At 35.5% G+C, this 17,483-nt stretch carries 13 protein-coding genes; 11 read left to right on the top strand and 2 right to left on the bottom strand.

Going from position 1 to position 17,483, the window contains the following annotated elements:
• The first annotated feature begins 162 nt into the window (after nucleotides 1–162).
• From P3F81_RS10120 to panD, 5 genes are all read left to right on the top strand, one after another.
• Nucleotides 163–1,884, top strand: a complete 1,722-nt coding sequence (locus P3F81_RS10120; RefSeq protein WP_147670033.1) for a methyl-accepting chemotaxis protein — start codon at nucleotides 163–165, stop codon at nucleotides 1,882–1,884.
• 193 nt (nucleotides 1,885–2,077) lie between these two features.
• The gene (locus tag P3F81_RS10115; RefSeq protein WP_147670032.1) at nucleotides 2,078–2,716 is read left to right on the top strand and encodes a hypothetical protein; all 639 of its coding nucleotides are present in this window, start codon (nucleotides 2,078–2,080) and stop codon (nucleotides 2,714–2,716) included.
• A gap of 374 nt (nucleotides 2,717–3,090) precedes the next feature.
• A complete protein-coding gene (gene panB, locus P3F81_RS10110) occupies nucleotides 3,091–3,921 on the top strand; it encodes a 3-methyl-2-oxobutanoate hydroxymethyltransferase (RefSeq protein WP_147670031.1) in 831 nt (276 codons plus the stop codon).
• A gap of 22 nt (nucleotides 3,922–3,943) precedes the next feature.
• Nucleotides 3,944–4,795, top strand: a complete 852-nt coding sequence (panC, locus tag P3F81_RS10105) for a pantoate--beta-alanine ligase (RefSeq protein WP_147670203.1) — start codon at nucleotides 3,944–3,946, stop codon at nucleotides 4,793–4,795.
• The gene (panD, locus tag P3F81_RS10100) at nucleotides 4,795–5,190 is read left to right on the top strand and encodes an aspartate 1-decarboxylase (protein WP_147670030.1); all 396 of its coding nucleotides are present in this window, start codon (nucleotides 4,795–4,797) and stop codon (nucleotides 5,188–5,190) included. Before panC ends, panD begins: the two co-directional genes overlap by 1 nt.
• Nucleotides 5,191–5,354: 164 nt before the next feature.
• Here the strand turns inward: panD and P3F81_RS10095 are convergent, their stop codons facing one another.
• Together P3F81_RS10095 and P3F81_RS10090 are read right to left on the bottom strand one after the other, a co-directional pair.
• Entirely contained in the window at nucleotides 5,355–6,314 is a 960-nt protein-coding gene (locus P3F81_RS10095; protein WP_147670029.1) for an L-lactate dehydrogenase, read from the bottom strand.
• Nucleotides 6,315–6,410: 96 nt separating this feature from the next.
• The gene (locus P3F81_RS10090) at nucleotides 6,411–6,845 is read right to left on the bottom strand and encodes a MarR family winged helix-turn-helix transcriptional regulator (protein WP_147670028.1); all 435 of its coding nucleotides are present in this window, start codon (nucleotides 6,843–6,845) and stop codon (nucleotides 6,411–6,413) included.
• Nucleotides 6,846–7,067: 222 nt separating this feature from the next.
• On the opposite strand from P3F81_RS10090, the gene P3F81_RS10085 reads away from it, so the two are divergent.
• The 6 genes from P3F81_RS10085 to htpG all read left to right on the top strand — a co-directional run bounded on the left by P3F81_RS10085 (nucleotide 7,068) and on the right by htpG (nucleotide 17,237).
• Entirely contained in the window at nucleotides 7,068–8,207 is a 1,140-nt protein-coding gene (locus P3F81_RS10085) for an efflux RND transporter periplasmic adaptor subunit (protein ID WP_147670027.1), read from the top strand.
• 15 nt (nucleotides 8,208–8,222) lie between these two features.
• Nucleotides 8,223–11,378 carry an efflux RND transporter permease subunit gene (locus P3F81_RS10080; RefSeq protein ID WP_147670026.1) on the top strand — a complete coding sequence of 1,052 codons (3,156 nt, stop codon included), beginning with the start codon at nucleotides 8,223–8,225 and terminating at the stop codon, nucleotides 11,376–11,378.
• Between the two features lie 217 nt (nucleotides 11,379–11,595).
• Complete coding sequence (locus P3F81_RS10075) at nucleotides 11,596–12,138, top strand: hypothetical protein (protein WP_147670025.1); 543 nt, start codon at nucleotides 11,596–11,598, stop codon at nucleotides 12,136–12,138.
• Between the two features lie 167 nt (nucleotides 12,139–12,305).
• The gene (gene hdhA / locus P3F81_RS10070) at nucleotides 12,306–13,094 is read left to right on the top strand and encodes a 7alpha-hydroxysteroid dehydrogenase (protein WP_147670024.1); all 789 of its coding nucleotides are present in this window, start codon (nucleotides 12,306–12,308) and stop codon (nucleotides 13,092–13,094) included.
• Between the two features lie 95 nt (nucleotides 13,095–13,189).
• Nucleotides 13,190–14,965, top strand: a complete 1,776-nt coding sequence (locus P3F81_RS10065) for a methyl-accepting chemotaxis protein (protein WP_147670023.1) — start codon at nucleotides 13,190–13,192, stop codon at nucleotides 14,963–14,965.
• 334 nt (nucleotides 14,966–15,299) lie between these two features.
• A complete protein-coding gene (gene htpG, locus P3F81_RS10060) occupies nucleotides 15,300–17,237 on the top strand; it encodes a molecular chaperone HtpG (RefSeq protein WP_147670022.1) in 1,938 nt (645 codons plus the stop codon).
• Nucleotides 17,238–17,483: the final 246 nt, after the last annotated feature.

The raw sequence follows: 17,483 nt of genomic DNA, 5'->3' as shown, positions 1-17,483 counted from the left end.
AAAGTACAATAGATAAAAAAAATTGGGGAAAATATGTCGAATTTTGAGAGGGGAGAAGAGGAAAGAAGAGAATATAAATAAAGTAACATATTTATATTTTCATTAGACTAAGGAGGATAGATTAATTTATTTGCAAGACGATGAATTAAAAGGAGGATAAAAATGTCAATTAAAGCAAAGTTAATTACTAGTTTTACAGTATTAGTCTGTTTACTTATTGGGTTAGGTTCATTTGCAAACTATTCATTATCAGAAGTGAATAGTAAAACCGTTGAAATTACTGATAGTTGGATGGAAGGAACACGTATATTAAATAATATTGGCACAAATTTAGATAAAATACGCAGAGAAGAACTAAATCATTTGATTGAACGAGATACAAATAAAATGACAGCGATTGAAAAAGATATTGAAAAAGATGTTTTGTCTGTCAATAATGAATTTGAAGAGTATAGAAAACTGATAGATAATATGGAGTATAATAGCCAAGAAGAAAAAGAGAAAGATATAACAGCTATCAATGAAATTGAAAAATTATATCAAGATTATTATGGGATTTCTAAAGAGGTAATAAAGTTTAGTCGAGCTGGTGATCAAATTCAAGGTGGTGATTTGGTAAGAGGGCGTTCATTTGAGGTATATGCTGCCTTAGCAAATAAAGTACAGGGATTGGTATCATTTAATAATGATGGTGCAAAAGCCGCAAAACTGGAAAGTAACGAAATTTATAAATCGAATAGTTTATATTCAAATATTATTATGGTAGTTGCATTTATTATTGCGGTTGCAGTTGCTTATTTTATGGTTCGGGATATTAGAAAATCTATTCTGGAGCTTATGCGAGTTTCAGAGGCAGTGAGTAAAGGCGACTTAAATGTACAGGCAGAAGTGTATTCTAATGATGAATTAGGAAAATTATCTACTGAATATAATGGTATGATTGGCAGCATTAAGGCGCTGATTTCACAAATTCAAAAAACCTCTAGTCAGGTGGCAGCCGCATCAGAAGAATTGACAGCTAGTGCGGATCAGTCAGCTCAAGTTACTCAACAAATAGCACAATCTATTACGCATGTATCTGAATTCTCAGAAAATCAAGTAGATGCGGTAAATGTGACGACTGATGTCGTGCAACAAATGTCGGCAGGAATAGAAGAAACCTCTGCAACAATTAGTATGACAGCTGATCAAACTAGCGAAGCGGTAAAGGCAGCACAAGACGGCAATGAATCTATTAAAAATGCTGTAATGCAGATGAATAATATTGAGATGACTGTAAGTCGTTCAGCACAGGTTGTTACTAAACTTGGGGAAAATTCCAAAGAAATTGGACAGATTGTAGAAACGATATCAGGGATCGCAGGGCAGACAAATCTTCTGGCTTTAAATGCGGCAATCGAAGCAGCGCGTGCAGGTGAACAAGGAAAAGGTTTTGCTGTAGTTGCAGAAGAGGTTAGAAAGCTTGCAGAACAATCGAAAGCAGCAGCAGAACGTATTGCAAATTTAATTGAAGGCATTCAAAAAGATACAGAAGAAGCAGTCGTTGTAATGAATGAAGGAACTGCTGAAGTTAAAGTTGGAGCTGAAGTTGTTAGTGCGGCAGGTAGTGCTTTTGAAAAAATATTAGAAATGGTTAATCATGTGAATCGTCAGTCGAAGGAAATTGCAACGACGATGGAAGAAATGGCAAATGGAACACAGCATATTGTTACTTCTGTAGAAGATATAGATAAATCATGTAAGAAGATGTCTGATGAAACGCAGACTGTATCTGCATCGACTGAAGAGCAGTCAGCGGCTATGCAAGAAATTGCCTCTGCAAGTCGAAGTCTAGCAGTTCTCGCGCAAGAATTAAATGAGGAAAGTGCTAAATTTAAGTTATAAAAACTACTTTTAAATAAACCATAACGCATAATATTTTTGCGTTATGGTTTATTTAATCTGATAACTTACCCATTAGATAAATGTAACGAGAATTTGAATAACGCCAAAAATCCTACCATTTATTGCCCTGGAGAAGGATTTATGATATTTTAAAGGTAAGATTAGTTTAAATCTGTAAAAGAGGTGAAGAGAAGTGTTACAAAAAGTCGTTTTAATTTTTGCTGGAATATTTCTATTTATGATAGGAACATGTTTTGCCGAGTTGTCACAAGATCAAAAATTTAATGTGAATTATACTGGGATTAATGGAGAAAAACTGTCTTTTGATCATGAAGAAGGATCTTCGCAAATTGTTGTAAAAAACAAATCTACAAAAAGCAAGCCAATTGATATTATTTTGAAGTTAAAGAATTCTCCGAATACAATTCATGACAAGCGGATTTTGACACTGCGTCGCATGGATGTTGCTGGTAAATCTTTTTGGTATGTGAAAAGTAGTTGGAGTGGAAAAGAGGCAGTTGCAATTAATACGCAGTTTTGGTTAATTGGAGAATGTAATGGGAAAATTGTTCCCTATGCAACTGAGAAAATATTTGGTGATGTTGATACATACGATTCTATTTATATTATGCCTGCACAAGCTTACCGAAAACAAACGGCAAATGGTGTATTTAACCCAGAACCGGTGCTTGTTGTCGAAAAACATTTAGCAAACGATTATTTAAAAATGGAAACTGCGATTATTTATTGGGATGAAGATGCACAATGGTTCTCATATACGGGGAAATATTTATATCCATATCTCGTATATGTAGATGGAAAAGAAATATAATAAAAAGGTTATTTCTCATAATTAATTGGAGAAATAACTTTTTTTTGTGACAATTTTATGAAAATTACAACTTCTTTTACTTCTAAAATTTAAATAAATGAAATGCTTGTATTTCATTTATGAGTGTGCTATTATCCATTTGTGGCAGGTAGTAGATAACATCCTTGTTGGAGTTGTACTGTGGCTTGCTAGAAATTATATTCATAAATTAAAAGAAAATTTACCCGCTTAGATCTATAGTAGACTGAGACGGAAGGCGAATTTTTTATAGGATAACTATGCCTTTCGGAGTCTGCCGAAAGGCTTTTTTATTTGCCTGAAGCAGCAAAAATCTCGAAACTCCAATTGAGGTCTGCGGTGTTGGAGGATGGAAAATGGCAAAAATAACGGTAGCAACATTAAAGGAAAGAAAGCAAAGGAAAACACCAATTACAATGCTTACTTCCTATGATTATGCGATGGCAAGAATGGTTGATAATGCTGGCATAGATATGATATTAGTAGGCGACTCTTTAGGAAATGTTGTATTAGGGTATGAATCAACGATTCCTGTAACTGTTGATGATATGATTCATCATGCAAAAGCAGTATGCCGTGGGGTAAATCAGGCGATGGTGGTCGTTGATATGCCATTTATGTCATATCAAATAAGTGTTGTAGATGCACTGCGTAATGCTGGGCGCATCATGAAGGAATCTGGTGCACAAGCGGTAAAAGTTGAAGGTGGAAAAGAAATTATTGAAGTAGTGCGAGCAATGGTTGACGCGGGGATTCCTGTCGTTGGACACTTAGGGCTTACACCGCAATCTATTCATCAATTGGGTGGATTTAAAGTACAGGGAAAAGATATGGAAACGGCACAAAAGATGATTGATGATGCTAAATTGCTTGCGGATGCTGGTGTGTGCGCTTTGGTTCTTGAATGCGTCCCAGAAAAGTTGGCGCAGAAGATTACAGATACAATTCATGTACCGACGATTGGAATTGGTGCTGGTAATGTCTGTGATGGTCAGGTTTTGGTAGTGAATGATATGCTTGGTATGTATAGTGACTTTACACCGAAATTTGTTAAAAAGTTTGCTGATTTGAGTAAATTAATGCAAGAAGCAATTGAGGAATATAAACAAGAAGTTATAAATCGCGAGTTTCCTGCAAAGGAGCATACGTTTACAATGTCGGATGAGGTTTTAGAAAAATTGTATTAATTGCGAGGTTAAATAAATGAAAATTAAAGTGTTAACTACGGTAGCAGAAGTTAAATCATTTGTTAGAGCAGTGAAAAAAGCAGGAAAAACGATTGGGCTAGTTCCGACAATGGGAGCGCTACATGAGGGACATTTAACGTTAATGCGTCATGCGAAAAAAAATGCGGATGTTGTTATTGCAAGTGTATTTGTAAATCCGACACAATTTGGTCCGAATGAAGATTTTGATGCATATCCGCGTGGATTTTCCCGTGATTGTGAAAAACTAGACTCCGTTGGTGTTGATGCGGTTTTCCATCCGAGTGCAGAAGAAATGTATCCAAAGGGATATACAGCTTATGTAACTGTAGATGGAGATATTACAAATAAATTATGCGGTGCAAAGCGTCCAGGACATTTTCGTGGCGTAGCAACAGTTGTTACAAAACTATTTAATATTACGGAGGCCGACAAAGCTTTCTTTGGACAAAAAGATGCACAACAAGTCGTTGTGATTAAAAGGTTTGTGCGTGACTTAAATATGAATGTTGAAGTGAATATGGTGCCGATTGTTCGCGCCGAAGATGGTTTAGCGCTTAGTTCGCGAAATAAATATTTATCCGATAAAGAAAAAAAAGCCGCTCTCGTTTTATCGAAAAGTTTGAAAGAAGCACAAAAAGCTTTTAAAAGCGGCAAAAAATCCGTAACGGAATTGAAAGCGTTAATAACGGAAAAAATTCAAGCAGAACCGTTAGCACAAATTGATTATATAGATATTTATACTTTCCCTGACTTAGAAGAATGTGAAATGATAGCGAAAGAAGCGCTGGTTGCATTAGCAGTTAAGTTCGGTACGACTCGCTTAATTGACAATACAATCCTAGGAGGAGAATAATGTTACTTAATTTATTGAAGTCAAAAATTCATTGTGCAACTGTTACAGAGGCAAATTTAAAATATATGGGCAGTATTACAATTGATGAAACGCTAATGAAAGCGGCAAACATATTACCAAATGAACGTGTACAAGTGGTGAATAATAATAATGGAGCCAGACTTGAAACTTATGTCATTCCGGGTAAAGCTGATTCAGGTGTCATTTGTTTAAATGGATCAGCAGCAAGACTTGTGCAACCAGAGGATGTTGTTATTATTATGGCGTATGCTTGGATGGAAGAAAGAGAAGCGCAAGAATATCAGCCGATCGTCGTTATGGTAGATGAGAAGAATAAAATGCGTGAAATACGCAGTAAAGAAACAGAACGTCAAATAGATAAACAGAGTTCTTAACTCAGATAGAGTTTTAACTCCATCCGAATTTTAGAAATCGTTATCCAAAGATAAAAAAAGCGAACAAATTCAAATTTAGAATTTGTTCGCTTTTTTATTTAATAGCTAGGACAATAATGGTTTAAAATTCTACCTTACTCCTAGTCTATTTTATATAATATGAATTAAATTAACTTGTTTGCTAGTAGAACACCCTTTATGCTATTTGCACTAAAATGTAATTTTTCTAATTCGTCAGTTGGAAGGTTGACTTCAAAACGACGTTCAATACCGTTTTCGCTAATTAATGAAGGAAGACTTAACGCGACATTTGTTAAGCCATACTCGCCCTTTAATGGTGTAGATACAGGAAGGATACTTCTCTCATTTCCTAAAACTGCCTTTGCAAGTCGACAAGCCCCCATCGCAATACCTGTATTAGTATAGCCTTTGCAATTGAGAACGTCGTAAGCAACTTGAACAACTGCTTTTGCAACTTCCTGACGGTCGAGTGATTCCGATTTATTAAAAAAATTATCAAGTTGATCAGCTGGAATTCCACCAATATTAAGTAAACTCCAAGCGGGAAATGCTGAATTTCCATGCTCACCTAACATATACCCTTGTACATCTTTAGCATCTACGTTATAGTGATTTGCAATAATGCGTTTAAACCGTAATGTTTCTAATGTTGTACCTGTTCCAAATAAACGATTCTCTGGATAGTCAAAACATTTGGCTGCGCAATAAGTTGTAACATCTAATGGATTTGTAATCATAATGATTACAGCATCTTTTGTATAGTGGGTAATTTGTGGCATAATGTCATGAATTACGGCAATGTTGCGCTCTGCAAGTACAAGTCTGTCTAAATTTTCTCCAGGCATTATACTTGGCCCAGCAGCGATAATAATAACGCCTGCATCTTTACACTCCGAATAATCGCCAATGTGGACATTGATGTTTTGGCTATAGTTACAAGGTGTAGCATGACTTGAATCAAGTGCTTCACCAAAGGCTTTTTTTTCATCCATATCAATTAAAACAATTTCATTTGCTAATTGAAACGCAATTGCTCTATTCAAAACGGCAGAGCCGACATGGCCGACGCCGATAATTACCAGTTTACTTTTAAGAGACTTCATAAACAACAACTCCTTATATAAATCTTATCAATCAATGAAATTAAGTTTACAACTTTACAATAAATGAGTCAATAAAAAACAGAGGAAAATCCTCTGTTAAAAATACTTATTAATTAAGCGTATTAACGCAATTTGTGCTTGTCTTATTTCTTCGAGATTATTTATATTTGATATTGTTTCTAATCTTTGTTCAAATAAATGTACAATATTATCATGATGGGCAGAAAGCAGATCATAGCCCTCAGAAGTAATGGATATATTTACACTACGGCGATCAGTTTTATCTTGTTCACGCGTGATATATCCAGACTTATGTAATTTGTCAATAATAGGAGACATTTGTTGCTTGGAAATTTTCAACTTAGATGATAATTCGCCAATCGTTTGTGTACCGTTATTACCGAGGCAGATCAGCGTTCCAAAATGGTTTAATGGCAAAGGAATCGAAAGAGGTTGAATGAATTTTTGATGAAAAATAGTAAGTAAATGTGAGAAATTTTCTGCAATTTCTTTATTTCTAACAGTCGACATTGGTATAAACTCCGTTCTGTTTTTAATGAAAATCCATTGACAAAATTATAGTATTACTATACTATAGAATCCGTGAATAGTAAATAACTATTTACTATTGTAATGGGGAAAACCTAAATTTTGTGGTGATTTTCATAAACTTTTACATGAACAGTCATGCAATTGTTGTAGGTTTTAAATATTAAAGGGAGGTAGAGGAAAATAGTACTTTCAAGAAAAAAAATGAAAGCCTGTTGTTTAAGCCTGGTTGCTGTATTTGCACTTTCGGCTGTTTTAGGGTGTGGCAGTACGAAACAAGCATCACAAAGTGGACAACCAGTTAAAGTAAAAGCTGTTCAGGTCATTCAAAAAGATACACCGATGACTTCTGAATATGCTGGGCAAATTCAGGCAAAAAATGAAATTAAAATTCAAGCAAGAGTATCTGGTAATATTATTGAAAAGCTAGTCAATGGTGGGGATAGCGTACATAAAGGGCAACCTTTATTTAGAATAGACCCTCGTCAATATGAAAGTGCATTAAATTCTGCACAGGCAAGTTTAGCACAGGCAGAAGCGAATTTGAGTAATGCACGTCTAGATACAGATCGCTATCGTCAATTAGCGGCCGCTGATGCAATTGCAGAGCAAACTTTAAATACACAACAATCTGTAGAAGAACAAAATGCAGCTGTTGTAGAATTTAATCGTGCAAATGTGCAAAAAGCAGCGGATGACCTTGCAGATACTGTAATTGTTTCTCCAATTGATGGTCGTATGGACGTTAATGATTTAAGTGTTGGTACGTATGTTACAGCAGGTTCTACTACTATGGCTACTGTATCATCAACGAACCCTGTATTCGTTCAATTTAGCATGAGTGAAAATGAATACTTAAAATTGGCCTCATTACACAAAAATGGAATGACAGAACAATGGGGGGAAACTGTTGCGATCACACTTAGTGATGGAACACAATACCCTATTACAGGTAAAGTAACGCAAGTCGATAGGGGCTTAGCACAAAATAGTGGGACATTAACTTTTAAAGCAACTTTTGAAAATCCAAATGCAATTTTAATCCCTGGTATGTTTGCTAGAGTAAAAATTAGCGGGGAAACAATTCCAAATGCCATCTTGGTTCCGCAACGTGCTGTTCAACAGTTGTTGGAAAAGAGTTTCGTAACTGTAGTTGGTGCGGATAATAAAGCAGAATCACGTGAGGTAAAACTTGGTTCTAAAGTGGGTAGTTACTATATTGTCGAATCCGGTTTAACAGCGGCTGATCAAGTTGTTGTTGAAGGTTTAACAAAAATTCAAAGTGGTGTAGCCCTAGATGTGACTTTAGTAACTCCAGAAGAGTTGCAATTGTCCTTGAATTAAGGGGGCGAATAAATAGTGGCAAAATTTTTTATTGAACGTCCGATTTTTGCAATCGTAGTTTCTGTGATGATGGTACTTTTAGGTACGATTTCAGCTTTCAGTTTACCGATTGCACAGTATCCACAGATTCAGCCCCCAACAGTTAGTGTATCGACTTCTTATACAGGAGCGAATGCTGATGTAGTTAACCAGACGGTTGCTCAGGTAATTGAGCAGCAGATTAATGGTGTTGAGGGTATGGACTATATGTCATCTACAAGTGATGATAGTGGTCGTTATAGCCTTAGTGTAACATTTTCTTCTGATACTGATGGGGATATCGCATCAGTACAAACACAAAATAAAGTAGCACAGGCAAATGCGAGTTTGCCAAGTGAAGTAAAACAAGTCGGAATTACGACGAAAAAAGCTTCAACGGATATGTCCTATATGGTTGCTTTATATTCGCCAAATGGAACATACGATGAAGTTTTCTTAAAAAACTATGCGGATATTTATATCTTTGATGCATTGAAACGCGTTAAAGGTGTCGGTGATATTATGGTATTCGGTCCGGACTTTTCCATGCGTGTATGGATTAATCCGGATAAAATGGCAGAGCTAGGATTAACGATTGCCGAAGTTTCTAAAGCAATTCAAGAACAAAATATTCAAGCTCCGGCAGGTACAATTGGTCAGATGCCAGCTCCCGACACACAAGAGTTTCAATATACGGGTAAAGTTCAAGGACGTCTTACAACAGCAGAGGATTTTGGAAACGTAATTGTTCGTGCAGAGCCTAATGGTTCTTTTATCTATTTAAAAGATATAGCTCGAGTAGAAACAGGTGCGAAAACTACAAATATTAATAGTACTTTAAATAATATGAATTCAGTTGGCTTTGGTATTCAATTAACAAATGATGCTAATGCGCTTGAATCTGTTGATGCTGTAAAAGCAGTTATTGAGGATGCGAAAAAGAGCTTCCCACCAGATATGGAAATTAAAGAGATTGTTGATAATACAGAGTATGTAAGGGAATCCATTCATGAAGTTGTTAAGACTTTCTTTGAAGCTTTATTACTTGTGTTATTAGTAGTATTCCTCTTTTTACAAAGCTGGCGCGCAACGCTTATTCCAATGCTTGCGATTCCAGTATCGTTAGTTGCGACCTTCGGTGCGTTCCTCGTATTAGGATTCTCAATCAATACGCTAACGTTATTTGCAATGGTTCTTGCGATTGGGCTTGTAGTTGACGATGCAATTGTCGTTATTGAAGCCGTTGAGCACAATATGCGTTATAAAGGTTTATCTCCAAAAGAAGCAACAAAACTTGCCATGGATGAAGTATCAGGCCCGGTAGTTGCTATTGCATTCGTACTTGCCTGCGTATTTATTCCAGTTGCATTTTTCAGTGGAATGACAGGAATTCTGTATAAACAATTCGCGCTCACAATTGCGGTATCAATGGCTTTATCTGCTTTCGTGGCATTGTCATTAACGCCAGCACTTTGTGCGATGATGTTAAAACCACATGATCCTAATGCTCATAAAGGCTTTTTAGGAAGGTTCTTTGATAAATTTAATGAATGGTTTGAAGCAAAAACCGAAAGCTACGGTAAAGCTGTTCATGCAGTAATTAAGAAAGCAAAATATGCATGTTTATTTTTGCTGATTGTTATTATTGGCACATATGGAATGTTTAAAATTGTACCAAGTACATTTATTCCAGATGAAGACCAAGGATTTTATCTAGTATCAATTTCTTTACCAGAAGGTACGAGCTTAAATCATACAAAAGAGACAGTAAAAAATGTTGGTGAAGTATTACGAGCTCAACCAGGCGTAAGAGATACTTTAGAGATTGTCGGTTATGATATTTTATCCGGTTCTTCTAAATCTAATGCGGGAACGATGTTCGTTGGGTTAACTCCTTGGAGTCAAAGAACTACTGAGGACTTAAAAATTGATGCGCAAGTAAAACGCGCTTACGGTGCTACTGCTCAATTTGGTGAAGCTAGTATTATGGCAATGAATATGCCAGCATTGCCTGGTCTTGGCATGGTTGGTGGTTTCACAATGATGCTTCAAGATATGTCTGGACATACAGATGAAGAGTTAGATGCGATTACAAAACAATTTGTTATGGCGGCAAATCAGCGTCCAGAAATTGCCAAAGCATATTCAACGTTTAAAATTAATTCTCCAGGAATTGAATTTGAAGTTGACCGTGAAAAAGTAAAAAATCTTGGAGTAAATCTTGATGATGTATTTACTGCTCTGCAAGTAAACTTTGGTGGTACACAAGTCAATGACTTTAATCGCTTTGGTCGTACTTATAAAGTTATGATGCAGGCGGATACACAATTTAGAAATGAAGCGGATATGACACGGTTCTTATATGTTAGATCTTCAACGGGGATGATGGTTCCTGTCGATACTCTTTTAAAACCGAAAACGATTACTGCGGCATCAAGTATTAGTCGTTTTAATGCAGCACGCAGCATTCAAATTAATGGTGCAGCAGCTCCAGGCTATAGCTCTGGACAAGCATTGAAAGCAATGCAAGAAGTTGCAGAACAAACTTTGCCAGATGGATTTAAATACGAGTGGTCAGGGCAAAGTCGTGAAGAATCAAAAGCAGGTAGCAGTACGATGATCATCTTTGCGTTAGCAATCATCTTTGTATTCCTCTGTTTGGCAGCTCTTTACGAAAGCTGGAGTGTCCCGTATGCGGTATTGCTTTGCGTACCGACAGGTATCTTTGGGGCTCTTTTAGCAGAGTACTCAAGAAATCTTCAAAATAGTGTTTATATGCAAATTGGGCTTGTCATGCTGATTGGTTTAGCGGCGAAAAATGCAATTCTAATTGTAGAATATGCAAAAGTTCGTGTTGACCGTGGCATGGAACCAGTTGAAGCTGCAATTGAAGCTGCGAAGCTTCGTTTACGTCCAATTATCATGACGTCACTTGCCTTTATTATTGGATGTCTTCCATTGGCTGTGGCAACTGGTGCAGGGGCGGCATCAAGAAATGCAATGGGGACTGCCGTTGTTGGTGGTATGTTAGTAGCAACGATAATGGGAATTTATCTAATTCCGGTTATGTTTGTTGTTGTTGAAAAACTAGCAGCTAAATTTAATACACGGAAAAAGAAAAACGTGCAAAAAGATGTTACAATAACTAAATAAAATATTTTCAATAGGCTTTATTTTAGAAATGCGTTTGGCATAGCCAAACGCATTTCTTTTAAAATCCTCAAAACTGTAGTATAATGGTAAAACTAAGATAAGTAGACTGCTATAGAAAACGATTAGAAATCTCTATGGACAGTTGAAACATTCAATGAAATAATAGCTTTTTTAAGCAGATTGATCATTGAATAAATAAAGTAGGAGGAATAAACGAATGAAAAAACTATTTTATCAAAGTAAGAAACATTTATTTATTTTTGCAGTAACTCTTTTTGCAATAATCGTGCTACCACTTAGAACTGAGGCAGCTCCATATACATATACGAATACGGAATATGGTTTTTCTATTACTTGCCCAGATAAACCGCAAGGCATTATTTCTTTAAATCGAACACAGGATGAAAAAGGGGTCCTCTTAGTATTTGAGGGAGATGCGAATGAAGTGAAGTATGGTTGGCTAATTTTAGTTGATGCTTTTACGGATAAAGATATGCCAAAATTGAAAGATATGCCAACGCAGGAGTTGGATGCCTATATGCAACTTTTACTTCATAATGGGGCAAATGAAGTTGTAGCTGTAGTGCCAATTGAAGAAGAACCCGCACTTTACACAATTAATAAAGGTGAAAAAAAGGAAGCCGTTACATATATTCAAAGTAAACGTAACTATATGGTAACTTTAATTTCACCAATGGATAAATTTAAAGAAAGAATTAATCCATATCAAGAAGGATTAATTAGCTTTAAATCAAAATAAATTATTTTTGTTATTAAAAGGCTTTCGGGCACGGGAAATCAGTAAGATAAAAGGGATGTTAACTAATATTAGTTAGCATCCCTTTTTGTATAAATCCTACTTTTTTGAACAAGATAATTATAAAATTTATAAAAAAGAAGCTTTGTTTTGTGAGAAGGAGTGTTAGAATGGGGATTTTAGATGGAAAAGTAGCATTAGTTACAGCGGCAACACAAGGAATTGGTAGAGCTTCAGCTATTATACTAGCGAAACATGGAGCTAGTGTATATATTGGGGGGCAAACGATTGAATCAGGGGAAGAGGTAGTAAAGGAGATTGAAAAAAACGGTGGACGAGCAAAAGCGCTTTTTTTTGAAGCAACACAAATTGATACTTATCAATCAATTGTAGAGGAAACTGTAACTACTGAAGGAAAAATTGATATTTTAGTTAATAATTATGGTCGCACAAATGTGAAAAAGGATTTTGATTTATTAAAAGGAGATACTGAAACTTTTTTCGAAATTTTGCAAGATAACATTCAAAGTGTTTATTTGCCTAGCAAATTTGCAATTCCGTATATGATAAAAAATAATGGCGGTAGCATTGTCAATATTTCAAGTATAGGTGCAATTTTACCTGATGTGTCAAGGTTGGCTTATGGTGTTTCAAAAGCAGGAATTAATTTTTTAACGCAAAATATCGCGGTACAATATGCACGTGAAAATGTAAGGTGTAATGCAATTATGCCAGGCTTAATTGCAACGAATTCAGCAATGAACAATATGAGCAAAGATTTTATTGAGAATTTTTTAAAACACGTTCCAATAAAACGATTTGGTAAACCAGAGGATATTGCAAATGCAGTTTTATTTTTTGCCAGTGATCAATCTGCATTTATTACAGGAGAAACCCTTCCTGTTGCAGGTGGTTATGGTCTTCCAGCGCCTCTTTATGGTGAAAATGTTATGCAATAACAAGGAATCCATAAGAAAAGACTTTAGGCTACTTTTCTTTTTCTGAATATTTAGTATAATTAAACTATTAGGGAAAAGATAGGGGGAAATGTAGAATGAAGTCAATAAAAACACAAATAATCTTAACAATGAATCTTATCAGTATTATCTCTATTTTTTGTATAGGTGGATTCTTCATTTATCAGACGATTAGTGCTAATATGAATGCAAGAGAAATTTATCGTACACAGCTTGAAGAAAAGTATAATGATGAGTTTCGATTACAAGTGCAAAATGTAGTTAGTTTAGTAGAAAAATTTCATCAGGATCAGGAAAAAGGATTGCTAACAGAAGAACAAGCGAAAAAACAAGCAGCAGATTTAGTAAGAGAGCTGCGTTATGATGATGGAAAAGGATATTTTTGGATTGATACAGCAGAGGGGATAAATGTTGTTTTATTAGGACGCCCGGCAGAAGGAAAATCTAGAATTAATGATGTTGACCCGAATGGTGTATACTACATAAAAGAAATCCTTCAAAATGGACAAAAAGATGGTGGTGGCTATTCGGAATATTCTTTTCCAAAGCCTGGTGAAAGTGAGCCATTAAAAAAACGTGCATATAGTATAGCGTACAAGCCTTATAATTGGATAATTGGCACAGGGAACTGGGTGGATGAAATCGATAAAAAATCAGCAATCTATAATGAGAGCCTTAATGAAAATTTGAAAAAAGATATTTTACTTGCTATAGGTATTCTGATTGTAATTCAAATGATTGTTTTATTTATTTCAGTTTATATTGGACGATATTTTGCTGCACCAATTATTGCTGCGACGAATAAAATTGATAAGTATTCAAAAGGCGATTATTCCCATGATGGAAGTTTAGCAGTTTTTCAGCGAAAAGATGAAATTGGCACGATGATTAAAGCACTCTATCTTTTAGATTCAAATATGCGAAATTTATTAAAGTCAATTTCAAGCTCTTCTGAGCATGTAGCATCTGCATCAGAAGAACTCACAGCAAGTGCGGACCAATCGGCTTTAGTTAGTGGACAAATTGCAACATCTATTACAGACGTAGCAGCTTCCTCAAATCAACAGGTAGATGCGATAAACTCGGTCTCTTCTGTTGTTCAGCAATTATCTGCAAGCATTGAAGAAGCATCTGCAAATGCATCTCTGTCAGCAGATAAAGCTTCTCAAGCCGCTGAGACTGCTAAAACGGGTGGTGCGGATGTAGATAATGCGATTAATCAAATGAATTTAATTGAAGCTGCCGTGAATGATTCAGCACAAGTAGTAAGAAAATTAGGAGAACGGTCAAAAGAAATCGAAATGATCGTTGATACGATTTCAGGCATTGCTGGACAAACTAATTTATTAGCACTAAATGCAGCAATAGAAGCGGCACGTGCGGGAGAACATGGACGTGGCTTTGCAGTTGTTGCTGAAGAAGTAAGAAAACTTGCAGAGCAATCACAAGATGCAGCAAAACAAATTGCAAATTTAATTCATGAAATTCAAGGTGATACAGATAATGCTGTGCTTTCTATGGATAAAGGGACAAAAGAAGTCCAAGATGGAACAAAAGTAGTGATCAGTGCGGGAGAATCGTTTAAGGCAATTGTAAATTTAGTAGAAAGTGTTGCGCAACAATCTAGAGGAATTGCTGCGACGATTCATGAAATGGCTACGGGAACAGAACAAATTGTAATTTCTGTACAGTCAATCGATGAAAGGACAAAAAGAGTAGCTGAAGAATCAGAAACGGTATCTGCAGCAACAGAAGAACAAACCGCATCTGTCAATGAAATTGCTACAGCTAGTCAGTCCTTAGCGACAATGGCACAAGAATTACGAGTAGAAGTAAATAAATTTAAAATTTAGATAAATAATTATGGGTAAAGGTTGTAGTTTTTACTGCAACCTTTATTTTATAGAATGGTTATATAAAGATATGCTTTCCGATAAGATATATTTTGCTTGAAAATCCATTAGATAGAATGATTTTGTCACATTTTTGTCGTGAAATTTTGGTGGGGTAATTTCAATAAAAAGGGATAAATGATAAGCGGTTAAATTATTGCTAAAATTTCTTGAGGATTTAGCATAATTTTTTTATCAGATATTGATTTCAACGCCAAATCGCGGTATTATATCAATAGATTAGCACTCACGACGTTAGAGTGCTAACAATAATACTGAAAAAGGGGTTTGAATAATGGCAAAAGAAATGCGCGAGTTTCAAGCTGAAACGAAACAATTACTGGACTTGATGGTTCATTCTATTTATACGAATCGTGAAATATTTTTGAGGGAATTGATATCTAATGCGTCAGATGCGATTGATAAACTTCGTTTTGAATCATTGACGAATAGAGAATTACTAGAAGGCAAAGAAGATTTTGAAATTTTCTTAGTCCCAGATAAAGATAGTCATACATTAACGATTTCTGATAATGGAATTGGGATGACTTATGATGAAGTGATTGAAAATGTTGGAACGATTGCAAAATCAGGCACAAAAGCATTTTTAGAAAAACTAAAAGAAGAAAAAGAATCTACAACAGATAAAGATTTAATTGGACAATTTGGCGTAGGTTTTTATTCTGCATTTATGGTAGCAGAAAAAGTAACTTTAATCACACGCAAAGCCGGCGAGACGAAAGCAGTAAAATGGGAATCCACAGGTGACGGTAGTTACAGTATTGAAGAAACGGAAAAAGAAACGCGTGGGACAAGCATCATTTTAACGCTTGGTGAAGAATTCTATGGTGACAAAGCAGAGGAAGACTTTACGAATGAATATGCTTTAGAAGCATTAGTAAAAAAATATTCCGATTACGTTCGCTTCCCAATTAAAATGAATTTTGAAGTAGAGGAAACCCCAAAAGATGATGAAGGAAAAGAAATTGAAGGGGCTGAAAAAGTAAAACGTATTGAAGTACGTACATTGAACTCTATGCGTCCACTTTGGACAAAGAATAAGAGCGAAATAAAACCGGAAGAGTACACTGAGTTTTATAAAAATTTGTTCCATGAGTGGGAAGACCCGTTTGAAGTGATTCACTCCAAAGCAGAAGGTACAGTGGAATATACGACGATGTTATTCCTGCCAAAACGTGCACCATATAATTTATATCATACGGATTATGAACCTGGCATTCAATTATATTCTCGTCATGTATTTATCATGGATAAATGTAAAGAATTATTGCCAGATTACTTACGGTTCGTGCGTGGGCTTGTAGATTCGCCAGATTTTTCTTTGAACATTTCTCGTGAACTTTTACAACAAAGTCGTGAATTAAAATTAATTGGAAAAAATCTTGAAAAGAACGTATTGAAGACTTTAGAAAAAATGCTTAAAAATGAACGTGAAAGATACGAAACGTTCTGGAATGAGTTCGGAAAATCTTTTAAAATTGGCGTCTACACTGCTCCTCAAGATAGCAGCAAATTAAAAGACTTATTGCTATTTGCTACATCTAAAGAAGGCACAGCCCTTACAACATTAAAAGAATATATAGAAAGAATGCCGGAAAGTCAAAATTTAATTTACTATGCAACTGGTAAAGATGCAGCTACTATTGAAAGATTACCGCAAATGGAATTATTGAAAGAAAAGGGCATTGAAGTTCTATACTTATATGATAATGTAGATGAATTTGCTATTGAAGCATTACGTGAATATGGTGATAAGAAATTCCATTCTGTAAGTCGTGGTGATTTAAATCTCGATGATGTAGAATCACAAGAAGTTAAGAAAGAAACAGAAACAATTGCGAAAGATAACGAAGATTTAATCAAGGCAGTGAAAGAAAATTTAGAAGGCAAAATTGCTGATGTGAAAATTAGTAACCGTCTAAAATCAAGTGCTGTTTGTTTAGTCAGCGGCGATAACGGCATCAGCTTGTCAATGGAACAGGTTTTTGCTGAAGCAAATAATCCAATGTTTAAAGCAAGTCGTATTTTAGAAATCAATCCACATCATGAAGTATTTAGCAGGCTACAATCACTTCATAATGGCGAGCAGAACGATACCTTTAAAGATTACTGTGAAATGCTTTATGCACAAGCTTTATTGATTGAAGGCCTCTTGCCAGAAGATCCAATTGGTTTTGCAAATAAAATTGCAAAATTGATGGCGGACAAGTAATTTTAGGTAAGGTTAGTTTTTCAAAGAATTTTCAAAGAAAACTATAAGATAATAGAAGATGTAGATGAACCCATTTACTTCATCACAAATGTACTTACCTCACTAAGTACACACATCCATTTTATCTTATTCGAAAATAATCAGAGCTTTGGCTCTGATTATTTTTGTCTGTATAGTCATGAAAAAAGTGCCTGCAATGGCACTTTTTGTCCAGAGATAGGATTCAGATAAATTGAAAACGCCACT

The organism is Selenobaculum gibii, assembly GCF_030273445.1.
In the GTDB taxonomy this organism is placed as follows: Bacteria; Bacillota; Negativicutes; order ICN-92133; family ICN-92133; genus Selenobaculum; species Selenobaculum gibii.
Note: the sequence above shows the minus strand (reverse complement) of the source record. Positions and strands in the feature narration are given on the sequence as shown.